Annotated in this window: 17 protein-coding genes; 8 read left to right on the top strand and 9 right to left on the bottom strand. The window is 50.4% G+C overall.

From position 1 onward, the window contains the following. Nucleotides 1-20 precede the first annotated feature (20 nt). Nucleotides 21-1,154, top strand: coding sequence for a 3-keto-alpha-glucoside-1,2-lyase-like domain-containing protein (locus tag IEY24_RS02030; RefSeq protein ID WP_188928154.1), 1,134 nt, complete (start codon nt 21-23; stop codon nt 1,152-1,154). 130 nt (nt 1,155-1,284) lie between these two features. Here the strand turns inward: IEY24_RS02030 and IEY24_RS02025 are convergent, their stop codons facing one another. Beyond that, on the bottom strand, nt 1,285-2,286 hold the full coding sequence (locus tag IEY24_RS02025; RefSeq protein WP_188928152.1) for a zinc-binding dehydrogenase: 1,002 nt from the start codon (nt 2,284-2,286) through the stop codon (nt 1,285-1,287). A gap of 98 nt (nt 2,287-2,384) precedes the next feature. Here IEY24_RS02025 and IEY24_RS02020 point away from each other — a divergent pair, with 98 nt between their 5' ends. Together IEY24_RS02020 and IEY24_RS02015 are read left to right on the top strand one after the other, a co-directional pair. Beyond that, a complete protein-coding gene (locus IEY24_RS02020; protein WP_188928150.1) occupies nt 2,385-3,251 on the top strand; it encodes an AraC family transcriptional regulator in 867 nt (288 codons plus the stop codon). Between the two features lie 88 nt (nt 3,252-3,339). After that, a complete protein-coding gene (locus tag IEY24_RS02015; RefSeq protein ID WP_188928148.1) occupies nt 3,340-3,678 on the top strand; it encodes a hypothetical protein in 339 nt (112 codons plus the stop codon). Between the two features lie 48 nt (nt 3,679-3,726). On the opposite strand, the gene IEY24_RS02010 is transcribed toward IEY24_RS02015, so the two are convergent. The 4 genes from IEY24_RS02010 to IEY24_RS01995 all read right to left on the bottom strand — a co-directional run bounded on the left by IEY24_RS02010 (nt 3,727) and on the right by IEY24_RS01995 (nt 9,179). Further along, nucleotides 3,727-4,350 carry a hypothetical protein gene (locus IEY24_RS02010; RefSeq protein WP_188928146.1) on the bottom strand — a complete coding sequence of 208 codons (624 nt, stop codon included), beginning with the start codon at nt 4,348-4,350 and terminating at the stop codon, nt 3,727-3,729. A gap of 27 nt (nt 4,351-4,377) precedes the next feature. Then, nucleotides 4,378-4,947, bottom strand: coding sequence for a HEAT repeat domain-containing protein (locus IEY24_RS02005; RefSeq protein WP_369009286.1), 570 nt, complete (start codon nt 4,945-4,947; stop codon nt 4,378-4,380). A 589-nt stretch (nt 4,948-5,536) separates the two neighbouring features. Continuing rightward, nucleotides 5,537-8,179 carry a DUF7133 domain-containing protein gene (locus IEY24_RS02000; RefSeq protein WP_188928142.1) on the bottom strand — a complete coding sequence of 881 codons (2,643 nt, stop codon included), beginning with the start codon at nt 8,177-8,179 and terminating at the stop codon, nt 5,537-5,539. Nucleotides 8,180-8,285: 106 nt separating this feature from the next. Continuing rightward, nucleotides 8,286-9,179 carry a LysR substrate-binding domain-containing protein gene (locus IEY24_RS01995; RefSeq protein ID WP_188928140.1) on the bottom strand — a complete coding sequence of 298 codons (894 nt, stop codon included), beginning with the start codon at nt 9,177-9,179 and terminating at the stop codon, nt 8,286-8,288. A 199-nt stretch (nt 9,180-9,378) separates the two neighbouring features. On the opposite strand from IEY24_RS01995, the gene IEY24_RS01990 reads away from it, so the two are divergent. The 3 genes from IEY24_RS01990 to IEY24_RS01980 all read left to right on the top strand — a co-directional run bounded on the left by IEY24_RS01990 (nt 9,379) and on the right by IEY24_RS01980 (nt 13,363). Further along, the gene (locus IEY24_RS01990) at nt 9,379-9,699 is read left to right on the top strand and encodes a PadR family transcriptional regulator (protein WP_188928137.1); all 321 of its coding nucleotides are present in this window, start codon (nt 9,379-9,381) and stop codon (nt 9,697-9,699) included. Between the two features lie 3 nt (nt 9,700-9,702). Beyond that, the gene (locus IEY24_RS01985; protein WP_229221219.1) at nt 9,703-12,327 is read left to right on the top strand and encodes an ABC transporter permease; all 2,625 of its coding nucleotides are present in this window, start codon (nt 9,703-9,705) and stop codon (nt 12,325-12,327) included. A gap of 142 nt (nt 12,328-12,469) precedes the next feature. Then, nucleotides 12,470-13,363: a Nif3-like dinuclear metal center hexameric protein gene (locus IEY24_RS01980; protein ID WP_188928135.1), complete on the top strand. Its 894-nt coding sequence runs from the start codon at nt 12,470-12,472 to the stop codon at nt 13,361-13,363. A gap of 60 nt (nt 13,364-13,423) precedes the next feature. Here IEY24_RS01980 and fdhA read toward each other — a convergent pair whose 3' ends face one another. Together fdhA and IEY24_RS01970 are read right to left on the bottom strand one after the other, a co-directional pair. Further along, nucleotides 13,424-14,611 (bottom strand): formaldehyde dehydrogenase, glutathione-independent, encoded by a 1,188-nt coding sequence (gene fdhA, locus IEY24_RS01975; RefSeq protein ID WP_188928133.1) that lies wholly within the window; start codon nt 14,609-14,611, stop codon nt 13,424-13,426. Nucleotides 14,612-14,790: 179 nt separating this feature from the next. Next, nucleotides 14,791-15,369 (bottom strand): O-methyltransferase, encoded by a 579-nt coding sequence (locus IEY24_RS01970; protein WP_188928131.1) that lies wholly within the window; start codon nt 15,367-15,369, stop codon nt 14,791-14,793. A 200-nt stretch (nt 15,370-15,569) separates the two neighbouring features. On the opposite strand from IEY24_RS01970, the gene IEY24_RS01965 reads away from it, so the two are divergent. Continuing rightward, complete coding sequence (locus IEY24_RS01965) at nt 15,570-16,577, top strand: ScyD/ScyE family protein (RefSeq protein ID WP_188928129.1); 1,008 nt, start codon at nt 15,570-15,572, stop codon at nt 16,575-16,577. A gap of 63 nt (nt 16,578-16,640) precedes the next feature. Here IEY24_RS01965 and IEY24_RS01960 read toward each other — a convergent pair whose 3' ends face one another. After that, nucleotides 16,641-17,804: an AI-2E family transporter gene (locus IEY24_RS01960; RefSeq protein ID WP_188928127.1), complete on the bottom strand. Its 1,164-nt coding sequence runs from the start codon at nt 17,802-17,804 to the stop codon at nt 16,641-16,643. 186 nt (nt 17,805-17,990) lie between these two features. Here IEY24_RS01960 and IEY24_RS01955 point away from each other — a divergent pair, with 186 nt between their 5' ends. Beyond that, a complete protein-coding gene (locus tag IEY24_RS01955) occupies nt 17,991-18,728 on the top strand; it encodes a DNA-formamidopyrimidine glycosylase family protein (protein ID WP_188928125.1) in 738 nt (245 codons plus the stop codon). 155 nt (nt 18,729-18,883) lie between these two features. Here IEY24_RS01955 and IEY24_RS01950 read toward each other — a convergent pair whose 3' ends face one another. Beyond that, nucleotides 18,884-20,497 carry a RagB/SusD family nutrient uptake outer membrane protein gene (locus IEY24_RS01950; RefSeq protein ID WP_188928123.1) on the bottom strand — a complete coding sequence of 538 codons (1,614 nt, stop codon included), beginning with the start codon at nt 20,495-20,497 and terminating at the stop codon, nt 18,884-18,886. Nucleotides 20,498-20,520 lie beyond the last annotated feature (23 nt).

Here is a 20,520-nt window from a genome sequence, read left to right as displayed (position 1 = left end):
ACATATTTGCATTATTAGCCATGAAAAAACTCGTATTAGTTGCGCTCAGCATCATTACTTTCACTGCATTTGGTCAGAAAAAAACAAAAACCGCAGAGAAAGACCTCAATACCTGGGTAGACCTCACAGCCGGGAGCTGGGACGCACCCGGCGCCAATGCAGAGTTTACCAACCACGATGGACGCCCAGCCATGAAAGTTCTGCCCAAACCAGGCCAGGTCATTTTGAAAAACACCACATTTTCCAATGGCACTATCGAGTTCGATTATATTCCCACCGACCAGAGGTTTGCTTCTTTCTATTTCAGGTATAAGGATAGCAAAGAAACGGAGCTATTTTATTTCCGGACCCACCGATCGGGCGACACAACCGGCATCGAAGCAGTACAATACACCCCCAATATCGATGGTGTTAACCTTTGGGATTTGCTGCCACACTATCAGGGGAAGGCCAATTTCCAGAACAAAACCTGGAACCACGTAAAATTAATCGCCTCTGGCTACCAGCTGCGGGTGTTTGTCAACGATATGCAGCGGCCTACAATGGAAGTCCCAAGAATGGAAGGTAATGTCATGGAAGGCACGCTTGCGTTCGAAGGTGAGGGCATTGTGTCAAACCTTGTGATCAAACCCGGCCAAACCGAGGGGCTTCCCGCGTATGAGGGCACCGACCCGGTTGCGAATGACCCGCGCTATTTGCGAAAATGGCAGGTCTCAGAGCCAGCCGTATTGCCCAAAAATGTGGATTTCAGCACCGATTTTGCACCAAAGGCAGAAACAATGTGGGGGACAATCTGGGCGGAAAGAAGAGGGATGATCAACCTCACGCGCAAGTTCGGCATGAGCAAGGAGCGCCGGATCGTGTGGATGAAGGTTGATATTAATTCCAAAACAGACCAGAGGAAAAAGATCGCAATGGGTTTTAGCGACGATATATGGGTGTTTTTAAACGGTCGCTATCTGTATGTCGATAAAAACACATTTGGCGCGCCCATTATGAAGGAACCCGCAGGCAGATGCTCTATTGAAAACTCTTCATTTATAATACCCTTAAAAGCGGGAAAAAATGAGCTGATGGTGGCGCTGGCTAATGACTTTTACGGCTGGGCAATCATAGCCCGCCTGGAAGATATGGACGGTATTTCGATTGAGTAATTTTTAGAAAGGGAGGAAAGGGAGGACGGAGGAAGGGGAGGAAGGAGAAGAGGGACGATATGTCGGTCTGAGTGCCCAGTCCCCCTTCCTCCCCTTCCTCCCCTTCCTCCCTTTCCTCCCCTTCCTCCCTCTACCCGTTAGTCAACACGATTTTTCCGAACTGTTTGCCCTCATGCATATAATCGAAGGCTTGCTGGGCGTCCGACAATGAGGGGTAAACTATGTCTACAATGGGTTTGATCTTGTGCTCTGCCGTAAATGCGAGCATATCTTTGAATTCCTGCAATGTCCCCATAGTCGTGCCCAGGATAGAAAGGTTCTTCCAATACACTTTGTTTGGGATGATATTGCCTATGGGTCCGTCAGTTCCGCCGAAAAATACGATTCTGCCGCCAGGCTTCGCAGTTTCGATCAGGTTGCCGAACCCTTTGCCGGATGCGCTGTCCAATACGACATCGAAGCCGCCGGTAGCTTCTTTCACTTTAAGGAACCAGTTTTCTTCCTTGTAATTGAACCCTTCTATCGCCCCGAGTGCTTTGGCCTTTTCGATCTTTTCCTCCGAACCGGAAGTAACGTACACCTTCGCGCCGGCCGCGACCGCATACTGCAGCGCCAGCAATGCAGTACCTGCACCGATACCGGTAATCAATACCTGCTCGCCCGCCTTCAATGCAGCCCGCGTAAACAACGCACGGTACGTTGTAATGCCAGCCAGCGGTAACGCCGAGGCTTCGATGTCGGTGAGATGCGCCGGTTTTTCGTGGATATATTTTACATCTACCGCAATGTATTCTGCGAAAGTACCCGGCTCAGGATTACCCAGGATCTTGAACTGATCCCCAAATGCAGCCGGATTATCGCCCCAGTCGTGGCTCGGGTTAATGATCACCGCCTTACCGATCCATCCCGAATCGACATTCCTGCCGATTTCGACTACGCTACCAAAACCATCCGAACCCAGGATCAGTCCTGCCTTGGGACCAGCATATTGCCCTTTCTGTATCCAAACATCGCGATGGTTCAGTGAAGAATAGGCCAGTTTGACAAGAACCTGGTTATCAGTCGGCCTCGGCGTTTCCACTTCTTTGACAATGAGTGGGGTATTTGTATCTGTCAAAAATGTTGCTTTCATGAGTTAAACGATTTTGTGTTTGACAATGCAAAATTGTACCGGATTTCGATTAATTTTACGGTATAATTTTTCCAAAATCCGGTACACTTGCTTCAACCATGAAAGAAAACCTGCACGAACCCTTTGAAATAATTTACAAGGAACTCGACGAATGCCCCAAACCAACGCACCAGCATAATTTTTTCGAGCTCATCTATATTCTAAGAGGAACCGGCGTGCAGGAGATCAACCAGCATACATTCCCGTACAATGCCGGCCATATGTTCCTGCTCACCCCTGAGGACACCCACTCATTCAACATCGAAACCACCACGCAATTTGTATTCATTCGGTTCAATGATGTGTATCTCAAAAGCAATACCTCGCTTTTGAGCGCGTCACAACGGGAAGACCTGCTCCAAAGGCTGGAATTCATCTTGCAAAATGCCAGCCATCAACCCGGGTGCATTCTCAAAAACCAGGCAGACAAGAGCATAGTCAAACCGCTAATCGAGGCGATAATTCGTGAGTATGTCAACCGCGATATGTATAACAAAGAGCTCATCAGGCAGTACGTCAATACAATGATCATCCTGGTTGCCAGGAACATCGCCATGTACCTGCCCGAAAAGATCACCGAATGCAGCGAAGAAAAGGCGATCGACATTCTACAATACATCCAGGCAAATATCTACTATCCCGAAAAGATAAAAGCCGCTAGCATCAGCAAACATTTCGGGATATCCGAATCGTATCTGGGGCGGTATTTCAAAAAACACGCCAACGAGACAATGCAAGAATACATTATCAATTCGAGGTTAAAACTTGTCGAAACCCGGCTGCTGCACAGCAATATGCGTATGAACGAGGTTGCGACCGAACTCTCATTTACCGATGAAAGTCACCTCAACCGGTTTTTCAAAAAGAGCAAGGGAATGAGCCTTGGTGAGTACCGTCGCAAACGCCGGGTGGCAGCGGCTGTATAAATGGCGCCCGAAAGCGCTGGAATTCTGGGAATTCCATTCGGGGAACGGTATTTGCTAAGGACTTAAAGCAAACTAAAAGCCATTTACCATGAAACTGCTTAAAACGCTTATTTTAGCTCTCGTACTTACTGTACCCGCCTGCGCATTCGGACAATCCAGCGACGCTTCATCGAAATCGTCCAGGCAGGAGCAAAAATACCAGCGCAAGACAAAACGACACCAGATCAAAACAGCTGACTCGTCTGACCTGAATGCTATCCTGAAAGATTCGGCCAACGCAGAAACCGGCCCCATCCTGAACGATAATGGGAATGTTAACTCAACCGGCAGTGTCGACGGAAGCCGCAGCAGCACCGGCCGACCTGACGCCGATACGACAACGTCATATACCGTTAAGCGAAAAAAGACCGTCATTAAAAAGCCGTGAGATGCCACGACGGTCGTACTGACGGTCCCAATCCACCTTGTAACTACCCTATCCGAGCCGCTTCAAAACCTTTTCCAACCGCTTCCGCTTCGATTCTTTTTCAAAATCCCCTAAACGACTGGTCAGTGTCCGGACGAATGTTGATTTGTGAGCACCTCCCATAACCGGTAATGCATTTTCTGCATACATCGGGAGCTGGTTGGGCGGGCAGCTTAGCATTTGCTCGTTGAGTAGAGGAAGGGTTTGATCAAGGCAAGCGGGAATACCGCTAAGCTTGATGAGGATCGCGACAAAATTATCGCGTGCGATTACTGAGCCTTTGTCGGCAACGGTGGCTAATCTGGGAATAAAGGCAAATACGATCTCTGGCTTTTCATGTGCAATTGCGTTCAGGGCCGTCATGCCGCCCCATTGCATACGGTTGTCTTTACTGTCAAGCAAAGCCGCAAAGTGGTCGGTATAGGCAGCTATCAGCGAGGGCACTTGCTCGCCTATTTCGTAGAGGACTTTAATGCAGTCGTGACGAATGTCCTTGCTTTGATGGTTGAGGTTTTCGACCAGTTCAGCTACTGCCTTGCCGTCGGCATTTGTAGCAATTTCAACGGCAAGCTCCTGGTTGGGCAATTCATCCCGCCGGTTCATCGACGAGGCAAGCCTGGATATTACAGTCATATCTTATTTGAATTTATAGGCCATTCATCAGCATTTCCGTTTTTGGTCGACGTAATAATCGTCGATCAACTTGATGGCCTCAACCTGGGTTAGTGCGGCAAAATTACGATAACGGTCATGCACATCGATAATTTCTGCCAGGGCCGCCTCGACGAGCGCGGGGTTTTGCCAATTTTTCAAATGCGCGAGTACTTTGATCAAACAGCCTTTTTTATAGGCTATCTGCCCAATCACGTGCACGAGCGTATTCCGTACGCGGGCGGTAGGATCATGTTGGAGCTCCTGCAATAACGGAAGAATGTCTTCGGGGTGTTTACGACCGCGCAATTCGATCCCGTGACAAATTTCACGGCGGATTTCCTTGTCCTCATGATGCAGGTACTGCTTTGCCCAGGTAAGAACTGGTCCGGGGTTAACCTCTCCCATTTTCTTCACCGAACCTATCACCGCGTTGCGTGGAGAATGATGTGGGTCTTTCAATCCTTCGTCAAAAATGGTACGAACTTCTTCGAAATACGTTTTACCAATCTCTCCCGCGGCATTTATCACAGTTTGCCTTACTTTAAAATTCGGATCAGAGAATAATTCAAAAAGCATTTCCAGTATGACTGGTCCTAGTGCAACCTCATCCGAATACAATCGGCCGGTCACCAAATAGGCCGATTTTCGTATATAAGTATCAGCATCCGCGTAGTAGGAATGTATTTTTTGAAAATTTCGACTCAATAGAGCTTTCTTAATATCACTCCGGATCGCCAGTACACGATCGACTCTTTCAGACTTCGACAAATCGTAAAATGCCACGGGACAAGGGGTAATCTGATCTCATCAAACCAAAGACTGGACTATGTCTTCACAGACAAAAAACCCCGGCGAAAGCGGGCTCGCCGGGGAATGCTGTATAAATAAACGTCGAGTAAGAGACAATGGGTGCAAAAGATGTGTAACTCAACAATTTCCAACTACTTCTATCAGACTACTAATTTACCGCAAATTTTGCATATGACGCAAAAAAAACGGTTACAATCACGAAAAAATTCGTCGATTTTTGTCGACTTCGCACTTTTTACGTCGAAATCCTACCAAATCGCAACCTGAGCTTTCATTAGTTAGTAGTGAGGATTGTAAAGAAAAACAAAGCCGGCGTCGTGGTTACGAGCCGGCTTTTAGGTAGTATTATCCCTTTCTATTTCTTCTGTTGAGAAAGGAAAGTGATCAGCGACGCAAACTCTTCATAAGATAGCTCGTTGGCCAATCCAGGAGGCATCATAGATGTTTCCATCTCCTTCCGTGAGGTAATATTTGCGACCTTGATCGTATTAACCTGACCGGTAATGTCACGGATTACCAGCTTTTCAGCTGACTCCTCCGAAACAAATCCCATGTAGGTTTTGTCGCCTTTTGTGGTGATCATCACCGATGCGAAACCCTGAGAAATAGAAGCATTGGGCTTCAAAATCGATTCTGCAATTTGTTCACGGTTCATGATCGAGCCTATCTGGCCCATGAACGGCCCTTTCATCACCTCGCTACGGCTCAGGCTGTGGCAGGCAACACAGCCCTGCTTTGTAAACAGTTTTCGGCCTGCTGCTGGATCACCCTGTATTTTGGCAATGGCCAGCATTACGTCTTCGATCGACGACTCTCCTACCTGTCCCTTTTTGTTGCGGATTTTTTCAAGGTCAACTTTTATTTCCTCTTTGGCTGCCACCACTTCTTCCCCGCCGAACTCGGTAATACCCATGCGGTTGCGTCCATTCAGGTCGGCAAAAAACTCTTTATCGCTGGCATTGTTCCATTCTTTCACCAAAAAGTCTTTCACTTTTGCCGAAGACTCCCATTCAACAGCTTTATAATACGGTCCGTGCGTATCCGGGCGCGTGCTCCACCACCATGAACCATCGTAGTCGGCTTCTTTTTTATAGATTCTTCCTAATGTTGTCAATATCTGGTCTTTTAATGCCTTGTCTTTGGTCTTCCCATAAGCCGCGATAAGTCCGTCAACTGCCTTGGAATCGTGCATATAACGCAATGCCCATAATGCGATCGTCGAATTTTCGGTACCAACTGCTTTCACGCAGGCATCCACCGCATTCAACGCTACGAGTGCGCGGACGGCGATATGCGGAGTTACGATAGCCGAATTAGGCGTCGCATGAGGCCCTTCGCTTCCTTTTGGCGGCGCAACAAACGAACCGGGCACTTTCACCTTAAGCAATGCCTGTGCGCCTTCCGGTCTGCCTAAACGGCCCAAGCCGATTGCCGCTGCCAGTTTCTCACGGGCGTTACCATTTTCCAGCGCTTTCAGGAACGGATCAACCGCCACTTTTGATACATAAGGTTTGCGATCGGCCAGCGCGCGCAATGCATATTCGCGCATATCGGTTTCCGACGCCAGTTTCGCCAGGTTATCGATCCCGTCCGCCCCAGCCGCCTGCGCATAGGTGTACATACCCGCTACGCGTACATATAAGGGAGCCTTCTTGTCATCCGCGACAGCCCAGGCCGCTTTCGCCGCATCCTTTGCCGGGCGTTTCAGCAGTTCCTGCTGTGCTGCCAAGCGCTGCACAGCGCTTTCCGACCTTAGTAATGACGCCAGCTGCTTTACCGGCGATTTGCTGATATCTTTAAAAGCCTTGTACTGCCATCCTTTCGGCACTGCGCGCGTAATGAAACCCTTGCCCGGATTACCCGAATAACCGGCACCATCCCAGGCGGCCAGGTACACGCGCCCCGAGGCGTCGATATCCAGGTCTGTCACTTGTGAAAGTTTGATAAATTCCTCCTCTTTCTGTTGGAAAGTAGGCCCATCCGGCGTTACTCGGTGCACATAGACCTGACTCCGGCCCCAATCGGCCATCATCGGAACACGGTTATACTTGGTGGGCCAGTTCGGATCGTCCATAAAAAGCGAACCCGTCCCCGAGCCTCCGCCGAGGTCGATCAATGCAGGAATGATTTCTTCCGTAAAATTCTTGAACAAGACCGGATAGCCGTATTCGCCCGACTGGATCTGATTGCTGAAACGGATATTCCAACCGCCGCCGTCGTTGGTATTGTCGCGGGTAAAAATGTTCATATACGGGTCAATCGCCACATCATAAATGTTTCGCAATCCATGGGTATATACCTCCATTTCTGTACCGTCAGGGCGTACACGCACAATGCCGCCGCCGAGTTGGGTCATTTTTTTACCAGAGCGGTCAACCGCATCATGAAAACCGAAGTCTCCCACGGCAATATAGATCCACCCATCGATCCCCATGCGGATACCATTGGTCGCGTGGTCGGTGCCCCGGCTTTGAAGGAATTTGGGCGAGCATACATTCTGGATAAGTGGCTTGGCAGGGCCGTCGGCCACACCGTCGTGGTTCTTATCTTCTAAAACAACCAGGTCCATTCCGGAGGCCTTGCCGGTTTCTTTGGAAAAAGTGGTGTGCAAAACAAACACCTGATCTCCCTGAGAAATGATCCCGCGGGGATTGTCCAGCATCGCAAAGGTAGTATGCTGGTCTACTTTGCCATCATTATCGGTATCGACAAGCCGCACGATACTGCCTTTACCGGGCGTTTTGCCTAAAGAGCCGATCATATCGACCCCGACAAATACTTCACCAGTTGGCGCTACGGCCAGACAAGCCGGGCTTGGAGTAAGATCATGGCCAGCGAAATGCGTTAGATTCAGCTCTGCCGGCCAAGCAGACGCGTTAGGAAGGGAGTCAGCCCGGGTCAGGGTCCGGAGTTCAGACCTTTCTTCTTTTTGAAGGGTGCTGGTCGTCGTCCACAGCATGAGCAGGAACGCCGACACACTTAATGTAATTTTTAACATAAATAATTTAACAAAAATAATTCAACCCTCTCAACGAGAATTAATTGGTACAGTACACAAATTATTAAAATAGGATGCAGGTCAGAACTACTCTAAAAAAAAAGCCCTATTTGCGCTGATAGAGGGCAAAACGCATGAAAAGCTCGGGTAAAGCCTCCTGCTGGCCGTGCAGCGTCGTGAAATGAAAGTGGCGGTCGATCGAGAGCCCTTCGACATCCACAATGCGGCACTCCTTACTCTGCAGTTCTTTCAGAACCGCATGGACGGAAATGAACGCCATGCTGTCGGAATGTAGAATGTACAACTTCATACTTTCACTGCTGCTGAGCTGCATTTCGACATTCAAATCGCCAAGCCCCAATCCGATCGATTTTAATGCGTGCGCGATTACTTCCAGCGTGCCCGAACCGGGCTCGCGGAGCAGCAAGGGTATCTCGCGCAATTGGGCGGCATTGATCACGCCTGTCGCGGCCAGCGGGTTTTTGCTATTGGCCACCAGCACGATCTCGTCATTCAGAAACTCGGTATATTTAATAGCCGCATTCCTGGAAAAGCCCTCGATCACACCCAGGTCGATCTCCTTTTGCTGCAATGCATGCTCGATTTCCTCGGTATTCTTGGTCGTAAGCGTGACCTCGATATTATGAAACTTGCGGTGAAATGCCGCCAGGATGGGTGGCAGAATGTACTGCGCGGCCGTAGTGCTCGCGCCCAGCCTTAATTTGCCGCTTGTCCGTTGTGAAAGGCTGTTTATTTCAAATTCAAGATTTCTGTAAATATCAAAAATCTGCTCGGCGTGATGCAGCAGGATTTCACCCGCGGCTGTCAGGCTGATCTTGGAACCACTCCGCTCAAACAACTTGGTTTTCAACTGATTTTCCAGTTCATGAATATGTTTGGTGACGGCCGGCTGGGTGATAAAAAGCTCGGATGCGGCTTTGGTAAAGCTCAGGCGGCGGGCTACGGCCTGGAAAACCTGCAAACGGAAGTCGAAAACCATGAATTAACAGTTGGGTGAATATGCTGAGGCAAAGAAAAGGCTTTCGGCACAAATGGCCGCACGCATTGTCCGGCATTTGCACGGGATGTCCGGTTTCGAACATGGTGTTTTTAAAAAAAGTGTATTAGGAGCGAACAGAGAGCATTTTCCGTCATAGGCACGCCATTTGTTATACATTTATAGAAATAATAAAACCCCTATGAAAGGAACCTATCTGGGAGAGTTTGAAGAAGTAGTGTTACTCGCCACCGCCATACTGGCCAGCGATGCTTACGGAGCTTCGATTACCAATGAGATCGAGCAGCAAATGGGGCGGTCGGTAAATCTGGGCGCGGTACACGCCGCATTGCACCGGTTGGAAGAGAAAGGCCTGCTGTCGTCACGGCTGGGCGGAGCCACCGCCGAGCGTGGCGGCAGAAGCAAGCGGTTCTTCACCGTCACGATGGCCGGTACCAAGGCTCTGGACAATATCCGCGAGATCCGCAATCGCATGTGGAGCGCCATCCCTAAACCCGCCTGAGCTATGAACACCCCTATTCAACCGCCCCGATGGGCCACCCGGCTCCTGCACTGGTTCTGCGCTTCGCACCTGGTAAACGATCTGGAAGGCGACCTGCTGGAACTCTTCGCACAGCGTGTCCGCACACACGGGCCGCGTGAGGCGCGCAGGCGTTACGTGCGGGATGTGATCTCGCTGATACGCCCGTTCACCTTGAAGGAAAAACCAGAAAAATATCCGCAACCCGCATTCATTCAATCAGCCATGATCCGCAATTTTTTCAAAATCGCTTTCCGAAACCTGGTCAAGCACAAGTTGTTCTCCTTTATTAATGTACTGGGGCTATCAGCGGGCATGACCGCCTGCTTTCTCATCGCATTATATGTACATTTTGAGCTGACTTATGATGCATTCAACAAAAAGGCCGACCGTATTTACCGGCTTTCTTCGGACATCCAATCCTCTGCGGGCACTTTGCAATACAGCATCACGTCATGGCCATTTGGTCCTGCCCTGCAAAATGACTTTCCTGAAATAGAAGCATTTACCAGGGTTAGTAAAGAGAACTACCTTTTCCGGAAAGGTGATGTCAAATTCAACGAGGAGAACACGGTGCTCGCCGATTCGTCGATTTTTCAGGTATTTGACCTGAAACTGCTTCAAGGCAATCCCAAAACCGCGTTGAAAGCACCGTTCAGCGTAGTATTGACCGAAAGTGCCGCAAAAAAATACTTCGGAGCGCATCCAGCCATGGGGCAGACGCTCCTTGTGGGCGACAATGGGGATGCTGCCCAGGTCACCGGTATCATGCAAGACCCTCCTGTGAACTCACAATTGAGGGGTGACGTGTTCCTTTCCATGACCACCCACACGCGCCATTACAACACGGCAGTGAATGACGAGTGGGGTAATTTCGGGACCACTACATACCTGCTTTTACAACCTGGAACCGACCCTGCCGCACTTTCACGAAAATTTCCGGCATTCCTGCACAACCACATGGGCCGACTGTTGCAGCAGGAAAACATCTCTATGACCCTGCTGCTGGAACCGCTTCGGGATATTTACCTGTATTCCAAACGGGAGGCCGAACAGTCGGGCAGCATAGAGAACATTTACATTTTCACGATCGTCGCCATATTCATTTTGCTCATTGCCTGTATCAACTTCATTAACCTGACCACGGCACGGTCGCTGGAACGTGCCCGGGAAGTGGGCGTGCGCAAGGCGGTTGGTGCTGGAAGGTGGCTGCTCGCGCGGCAGTTTATCGCTGAATCGCTGCTAATGTCGTTTCTGGGCTTTCTGCTTTCTGTGATACTTTCTGCGGCATTACTCCCGCTGTTTAATGAGCTTTCCGGCAAAACGATCAGTCGCGGGCTGGGTCAGGAGCCACTTTCTGTCGGCATTTTATTCCTGGCATCCATATTTATCGGGCTGGCTTCGGGCATCTATCCCGCACTGGTGCTCTCATCATTCGAACCTGTCAAAGTTTTGAAAGGTAAATTAGCGATGACCGGCAACGGCGCTATGCTGCGAAAAGGATTGGTTACCATACAGTTTGCCATTTCAATCGCCTTGATCATCGGCACGATGATCGTCTACTCCCAGCTGGACTTCATGCGCAGCCACGCGCTGGGTTTTGCCAAAGACCAGACGGTGGTCATCAAGCCGGGCACGGGAAATAGCCGCAATGCGTTGAAAACCATGCTGCAAAATGTGAACGGCGTCAAATCCGTGGCCGGCTCTTCTGCGGTTCCTGGCGGGCCAAACTCGCAGGCGCATTCGAAGCTCGAAAACGCCCGGGGCGAGATGCAAATAGCAACCCTGGATGTTTACCGCGTTGACTTTGACTTTATTCCCCAATATGGCCTGAAGGTAGTAGCAGGCAGGCCATTTTCGAGCGAATTCACTTCCGACAGCACCAAAGCGCTGGTCGTCAACGAGGCGACTGTGAAACTGCTCGGCTACCATTCTCCGCGCGAGGCAATCGGCAAAAAATTCAGTCAGTGGGACCGTGAGGGCACGATCGTCGGGGTAGTTAAAGACTTTAATTTCAAATCATTAAAGGAAAATGTAAAACCACTCACCTTCCGCATGCTCGATCCGTGGAACAGCGATCTGTTATCAGTCAAACTGGATGGCCACAATGTGAAAGCAACGTTGGAAGCCATTGAAACGCAATGGAAAACCCAATACCCCGACAGACCGTTCAGCTACTACTTCCTCGACGAGTTCTACGACCGCCAATACCGCGCCGACGAGCGCTTCGAAGCACTTTTCCTGAACTTTGCCGCCCTGGCGATCTTTATTTCCTGCATGGGCCTGCTTGGACTTGCCTCCTATGCCACCGTTCAGCGCACCAAAGAGATTGGCGTCAGGAAAGTCCTGGGCGCTTCTGTGGCGAGCATCGTTGGCTTGTTGTCTAAAGATTTCCTTCAACTGGTTGGCCTTGCATTCGTGATCGCTGCACCGCTGGCGTGGTTTGTCATGCACCGCTGGTTGGAAAGCTTTGCCTATAAAACGCCTATCCATCTCTGGATCTTTCTCGCAGCCGCATTGCTTTCAGCGTTGGTCGCCCTGGCGACAATCAGCTTCCAGAGCATTCGCGCCGCATTGGTGAACCCGGTAAAGTCGCTCAGGAGCGAGTGATATTGGGTTAGGTGTGGTCAGGTATTGTCAGGAATGGTCAGGTGTGGACATGGGTAGTCAGATGTGTTTATTAATTGTTTTATATTGGGAGAAATCTTGAAATAACTCTCGATAAACTATTCCTGACAACTCCTGACTACTCATGACAACACCCGCTCCAACCCGCCGCCGCTTCCTTGGCCAGGCCGCATTATCCGCCACCGCATTCACATTCCTTACGCCCGAAACACTCTTTGCGCAGGCACCGAAGGCGTATACCGTCCAGCAGATCATCGACCTGATCCTCAAAGAAGGCAACCTGAAACCGATCCCCGACACTGTCGATACCATCAAATCCGGCAGTCCCGACCAGGCCGTTACCGGCATTGTCACCACCATGTTCGCCACTGCGAGCGTCATTGAACAGGCAGCGAAACTAAAAGCCAATTTCATCATCGCCCACGAACCGACCTTCTATAATCACCGGGACGATCCGGAATGGGTAAAAGGCAACGAAATCGTTAAAAAGAAGCAGGCCTTACTCGAAAAGCACAAAATCGCCGTCTGGCGCTTCCACGATTACTGCCATTCCCTTAAACCGGACGCAATCCGCTACGGTGTAGTAAAAAAAGCCGGCTGGACGCAGTATTATAAAAACGAATCTCCTGCGCTCACCATCCCCGCCACCACATTAGGCGACCTCGTGAAGCACCTCAAAACCAAATTAGGCATCCAGAAACTCCGCGTCGTCGGCGACCTCAGCCAGCCGTGTTCCAAGCTCGCCATCATGCCCGGCGCGGCAGGCGGCCAGCGGCAAGTATCCATCGCCGAGGCCGAAAAACCGGATGTGCTTATCGTGGGTGAGACGCCCGAATGGGAAGGTGTAGAATATGCCCGGGACGGTCGCCTACTGGGTTCTAAAATGGCATTGATCGTACTCGGGCACGCCGTAAGCGAGGAACCTGGGATGGAGTATTTTGTGGAGTGGTTGCAACCGAAGATTTCAGGGATTAAGGTGACGCATGTGGCGTCGGGAGACCCATTTCAGTGGGTTTGAGAAATAGCAGCGGCTCCTGAATTTTGAGGACAGGAGCCGCTTTCTGTTTTTGCACAAAGATCAAACAATCATCCCATGCGGATCAATCACGAACTTCTTCGCTGCACCCTTATCAAAATCCGCATAGCCTCGCGGCGCGTCTTGTAGGGTAATCACTTCCACATTCACAGCCTTCGCAATTTTGATTTTATCGTAAAGAATGGCGTTCATCAGGTTGCGGTGGTACTTCATCACCGGGCATTGTCCTGTGTAAAACGAGTGCGACTTGGCCCAGCCGAGGCCAATGCGGATGCTGAGGCTGCCTTCCTGGGCTGCTTTGTCTTTGGCTCCCGGGTCGCCGGTGACGTAGAGGCCCGGAATTCCGATCGCGCCGCCGGCGCGGGTGACGGCCATGGCGGTGTTCAGAACTGTGGCAGGGCGTTCTTCAACGGCATGCGCACCGTGACCGCGGGCTTCGAACCCAACGCAATCGACGAAGCAATCTACCTCAGGGACACCGATGATTTCAGCGATCGCTTGTTCCAATGGCGTGTCCTTGGTGAGGTCAATGACTTCGCAACCGAAGCTGGCCGCCTGGGCGAGACGTTCGGGAATCATGTCTCCGACGATCACCACGGCGGCCCCGAGCAAATGGCATGAGGCCGCGCACGCAAGACCAACCGGGCCCGCGCCTGCGACATACACGATCGAGCCCGGCCCTACCCCGGCAGTGACCGCGCCATGGTAGCCGGTCGGGAAGATATCGGAAAGCAGGGTGAGGTCTTTGATGTATGCCATACCCTGATCTTTGTCGGGAAATTTCAGGAGGTTAAAATCGGCGTAGGGCACCATTACGTACTCGGCTTGCCCACCTACCCAGCCACCCATGTCCACATACCCGTATGCAGCGCCCGGGCGCGCGGGGTTCACATTCAGGCAGATGCCGGTTTTCCCTTCCTTGCAATTGCGGCAGCGACCGCAGGCTATGTTGAAAGGAACGGATACCAGGTCGCCGACTTTGATGAATTCGACGTCGCGGCCGGCTTCGATAACTATCCCGGTGATCTCGTGCCCGAGCACCAGTCCGGCCGGTGCGGTCGTACGCCCGCGGACCATGTGCTGATCGCTACCACAAATGTTGGTAGAAACGATTTTCAAAATAACACCATGCTCGCATTTCCGGTTGCCGATAGCAAGCTTCGGGTACTCGATTTCCTGCACCTCGACCTCGCCGGGACGGATGTAAGCTACTCCATGATTTTGACACATAAACTAGTAATTAAGGGTTAGCACTAAATCTTTGATCATTACAAGATCATCTTACAATTATCAAAGTCAAGCCCACAAAACCCTTAATTTACTCCTACATAAACCATAAAAAATTACAAATCGCCCTCCGGTTGTGCCAGAGGGCGATTTCAGGAAATGATTGGAAAGAACGGCATTGCTTACAGCTTCACCGCCAGGATAATGCCTGTCGCCCATACTTGCTTGGTAATGGCCAGGTCCTGACGGCTGTCGAGGTATTCGACGAGCTTCAATGCTTTCTGATCGTGACCTTCGGGCCAGTTGGACTGAGGAAGCATGTCGTCGATGATATAAAATGCACCGGGATTGAGCATGTCCAGGACCTCATCCAGCAAGAGGTATTTGCCATGCCAGGTGTCGGCGAAGATGTAATCGTATTTCTCTCTCAAATGTGCATTCACCCATGCTTCGCCATCGGTATGAACGAGGGTGAGACGCGGGTCGCCACCAAGGTGGTTTTCTGCGATTTCGAGAAAGCTGGCGTCGTTATCGATTGAGACCAGCGTGGATCGCGCGTCCATACCATCGAGGATCCAGGCTGTGGAAAGACCGGTTCCCGTGCCGAGTTCGAGGAACTTGCCTCCGGGCTTGGAGGCTGCGAGGGTTTTGAGTAACGAACAGGTGTGAATGTCGGAAGCCATCGTGAAACCTGAGGCATTGGTAGCCTCGTCGATGGAAAGGTAAGCGGCCGGTAACGGCTGGCGGATGTCCTGGTTCATGAGCGGTTTGGTGGTGGATTTTGTCTTGCAAACAATCCATTTTTGGTGACATATAAAAGCATCCGGGCACAAACTTTACCGGTTAGTAAATTCGCCTGATAATGACGCATTTACACAGTAGTAGAGAAGCTCAAACCCCTACTTTTGCTCACAACTTCTACAATTGCCTTTCTACACTATTCACTCTAAACTCAACTGCGATGAAAAAGCATTTCCTCTCTTTAATTGCATTGATGGCAGCCCTGATCGCCATCGAAGCTTGTACCGACCACGGTGAGCCGGTTCCGGAACCCACCCAATTTAGCGTCAGCAATTTTACCAGTGGCCTGCGTGCACCTATCGGAATGGTTATCGATGAAAAAGGACAGTTCTGGGTTACCGAAGGCGGTACCGGACAGAACGACGGCTCATTGGTGATGATCACACCACAGGGAGTCAAGACAACGGTCGTAACTGGTTTCCAATCAATCATTAACCAGGGTAATGTCGAAGGAATCAGCCATTTGTACTATGAAAACGGCACAATATACTTGCTTCATGGTGTTGAAGGCTTCCTCTATATTATCGACGTCTCCGGTTTTAGCTCGGGAAGCCCTGCCATTGCTAAGAATACGATACCTAAGGAGAATATCCGAGCCTTCGTATCCACACTCAATCTCACGTTTGACAACAACTCGAACGCATTTAGCCTCACCAAGGGGCCGGACGGGCATCTTTACATAGCGGATGCCGGCGCGAACGCGGTCATCAAGCGCGATAAAGATACCCATACGCTCAGCCTGTTCACCACCTTTCCTCCCGTGGCGCCCAACAGGGATCCGGTTCCAACCGGAATCGTTTTTGATGGTAACCACTTCGTACTGAGCAGCCTTACGGGCTTTCCGTTCTCTCCGGGGGTGGCAAACATCTACAAGGTCAATATGAGCGGTGTGATGGTCCCCTATAAATCGGGCTTTACAACGCTAACGCACCTGGCTTTGACGGTTAACAACAAACCGCTTCTGCTGCATTATGCCGACTTCACAATGCCTCCCGGCGGCCCGGGCAATCCTCCTGGATTCAAGGCAAATACCGGCTCGGTTCTCAACGAAGATGGCGCGGTGCTATTCAGCGGGCTGGACCGCCCGACAGATATCAAACGCTGGGGAGACCGTACTTTCTACGTTCTCAGCCTCGGCGACGGCACGATCAAGAAGCTGGATTTTTGATTTTTGAAATACTTTAAAACCAAGGCAGGCAGGCATTCATGATCGAATGCCTGCCTGCTTGTTTTAAAGCAATGTCTGCTGCTTGTCCTCCGCCTCTTGCGGGTTTACAACCTTCGCCGGCGGGTCGTCCGGCATGGTATCCCCCAGCAATTTGCCCCATGGTTTCAACTCGTCGATACGGTCGAAAATGATCTTTAATACCGCCACGAACGGTATCGACAAAAACATCCCGCTTACGCCCCACAGCGTCCCCCCCAGCAACACAACCAATATGGATATCAATGCATTAACTGAAACCTTTGATGACACAACCCGTGGAACTATGATATTATTGTCTAGAAACTGAATCACTGTGTACGCACCGATGATCAGTAACGGTGTGGTATATCCGTCCTTTGTGATGAAAGAAATAAGAACGGGCAATGCGATCGCTATAATGCCTCCTATGTAAGGGATCAGATTCAGGATCGCCCCGATCACCCCCAGCAACAGCGCATACTCAACTCCAAGAATGAGCAATGCGACCGAGTTAAGGGTTGCGATGATCGTCGTTTCGATCATCAACCCTACAATGTAGCTCTGTACCGCGCCCTTGGTTTCTTGTAAGATTTCTGCCACCTGCTCGGAATTGTTTTCATCAAAAACCTCAAAAATAAAATTGAGTATCAACGGCTTGTAAAACAAAAGAAGGAATACATAGAGCGGTATCAATACAAAAAAGCTGATAATACCGAAAAGTGTATTGACCGTCTTGCCCACATACATCCGGCTGTTGTTGACTGCCTCGTCGAGCATACTCATTTGCTTCTCGGTAGAAATGCCAAAGCTGGTCGAGAGCCAAACTTGTAGATTACCAAGCAGTTTCACTGCTTTCTTTTCCAGCTGCGGCATCATATCACCGAACTGAACGATCTGCGACGACAGGAAAAACATAATACCGGCCACAACCAGTATCGCCAGAAAGATCGTGAGCACGATGGCTACGACCTTGTTGAACCTCCATTTCTGAAAACGGTTATAGACCGGGTTAAGCAGCACGGCGATCAGTCCGGCGAACGCAAATGGGACGATGATCTCCTGTAGGGTATTGAGGATATAAAAGAACAAATGGAGGCCGATAAGTACCATCGGCGCCTTGATGTAAAAAGGAAAACCGTCCCTTGCCGTGAGCCATTCGGGAAGTTCCGGTGCAGATTCGTGCTTGCGGCTTTTGAAAAATAGTCCCATAAATACGGTGTCAGTAGTGGATAGGTTAGGTTTACGTTGTAATGAAATCGCGCATGGTTGATGGTAGTTGATGTTTGTCAATTATAAAAAGAATGATGCCAGATAAAGAAGGGGAGGGAGGAGAGCCCCTTCCTCCCCTTCCCTTTGGCACATTTTTAGCATAGCGCCATAAAAACGATACGCACTATGCCCGAAGGACCGTCCATTGTTATTTTAAGAGAAGCTGTTGAAGACCTGGGGCTGAAAGGGAAGGCTGTACGGTACGCAGAGGGTAATTCAAAGATTGATAAAGATCAACTGATTGGCCAGAAAGTGACCGATTTTAGGTCGTGGGGAAAACATTTCCTGATCTGCTTCGAGGATTTTACCGTCCGGATCCATTTTATGCTCTTCGGCTCATACCTCATCGACGAACGAAAGAGTACTCCGCCGCGGCTGAGCCTTATTTTCGACAAGAACGTGCTGAACTTTTACGCATCGGCCGTGAAACTGATCGATCAACCGGCCGATGAAATCTACGACTGGTCCTCGGACATTATGTCCAAGACCTGGAAGCCTTCATCTGCATTCAGGAAATTGAAGGAAAAGCCTAAAATGCTGGCCTGCGATGCCCTTTTGGACCAGGATATTTTCGCGGGCAGCGGCAATATCATTAAAAACGAAGTCCTTTTCCGCATCAGGCTCCACCCGCTCAGCAAGCTCGGAGAAATACCCGACGCCAAATTGAAGGAAATGGTCAAGGAAACCCGGAACTACGCCTTCGATTTTTTGGAATGGAAGAAGGAATTTACATTAAAGAAACACTGGCTGGCGCATACTAAGAAGATTTGCCCTCGATGCGACATTCCGTTCCACAAGGAGTACCTCGGGCGTACGAAACGGCGCAGCTATTTTTGCGAGAATTGCCAGCGACTGTATGAATGATATCATCTCCTGCCACTCCACGAGCAACTCGTTGACGACCTTCAACCACAGTCAGTTCCAATGACCCATGCTTTTAAGAAGTCATTCAGGGTGAGAAAGGGATAAAAATAGGCGCTGGCTGCTGGACGTGAATCCAATGCCAGCGCCCAGGAAGTCTACCATCCCGGATTCTGAGCCAGCTCCGGGTTCAATGCTATTTCGTTAATCGGAAGCGGCCACAGATAATCTTTTAAAGGATCGAATTTGCGGAAGCTGGCAGCCTGGACGAGGATAATGTTATCCGGCGTAAGGTTAACGGTAGCTGCGGCGAATTCACTCTTAAAATAGAAATTACCCAAAACTGGCTTTACCAATTCGGTTTCGGCGATTTTCCAGCGAATAATATCCCAGTAGCGGAAACCTTCCTGGGCCAGCTCGACGCGGCGCTCGCGACGGATCTCTTCGCGTAAATCGAGACCATTGGTTTTGGCAAATGCATTGGTCAATTTTGCAATCTGGCCACGCTCCCGCAGCAGATTGACCGACATATCCAGCTCCTCATCCGTAACCGCATTGTTCAGCTCGTAGGACGCTTCGGCGAAAATCAGCAACACTTCGGCGTAGCGAAGCAACGGGCGGTCAATGGTCGAGGCCTGTGTATTCCAGTCGTCCACATTGGCGAATTTGCGGAACATGTAGCCGGTTTTGTTGAATACAAGATTGGCAATGTCGAAGATCGGCTTGGTAGTCATCATCGCATCCCCACGCTTCATAAATGTGGCGCTCATGCGGGTGTCGCGGTTGCGGAATACCTTGTGGGACGAGTCGGGTAAAGTCCACAATTTCGATTTGGTTAGGGGCAGGCCATCCCTCATCAGATACGAGTCGGCCAGTGACTTGGTCGGGTTCACATTCCCGTTTTCCAGCGAACCCCGGTAATAAGTATGCGTCGCAACGCGCTCGGTGGTCGACACCCCATATTGCCGCACGATGATGTTTTCCTTGTTCTGACGGCCCTCGCCCGCGAGCTGGAAAAGATCGAAATAGTTGCCGTACAAGGCATGCTCCTTGCTGTCAATCACGGCTTTGCTGGAAGCCACCGCGAGTGTCAAATGCTTCGTAGCGTCGCGTTTTGAGTGGAACTTCGCGAAGGTGCCTTCAAACAGTGCTACCCGCGCTTTGAATGCCTGCGCGGCGGTTTTGGAAATGCGGCCGTAATCGGGATTGCCAAGCGAGGTAATCGTAGGCAAATTGGCGATCGCAAAGTCGAGATCGGCATACATTTGATCTACAATCGCTTCACGCGGGCTGGCTGGTTGGCGCAGTTCAGGGCTATTTTCGTCGAGTGTTTTCAGGATCAACGGAACGCTTCCATATTTCTGCACAAGCCCAAAATAGCCCCATGCACGAAAGAAACGTGCTTCGGCCAGATAACGATCTAGCACGGCAGGCGTTACGGCAGCACGGGGCGCTTTTTCCAAAACATTATTTGCCGCCCGGATTAGGTTGTACGGGGTGTTGTAGTCTCCACCCGCCGTTGCTGGGGCGAGTCTCGACCCGTCGCTCACAGTGTTGGAGGCCAGCCCAAATGCATCGTCAGACCATACATCGTCATTATTAAACCCCGGCAGGAACGTGTAGAGGTAATTATTGGCTGCTTTGATGTCAGATTCGGAAGTCCAGAAACTGTCGTCGCTGATATTCGTTTCGGGCAGCCTGTTCACATCACACGCGGCCAGGCCGACCAGCAGCGAAAGGCCCAGCAGAGCTTTTTTCATTGTTTTTTTCATTGGTATTTTCTTAGAAACCATGA

It is taken from the genome of Dyadobacter endophyticus (assembly GCF_014641595.1).
GTDB lineage: Bacteria > Bacteroidota > Bacteroidia > Cytophagales > Spirosomataceae > Dyadobacter > Dyadobacter endophyticus.
This window is presented reverse-complemented; position numbering and strand designations above follow the sequence as displayed.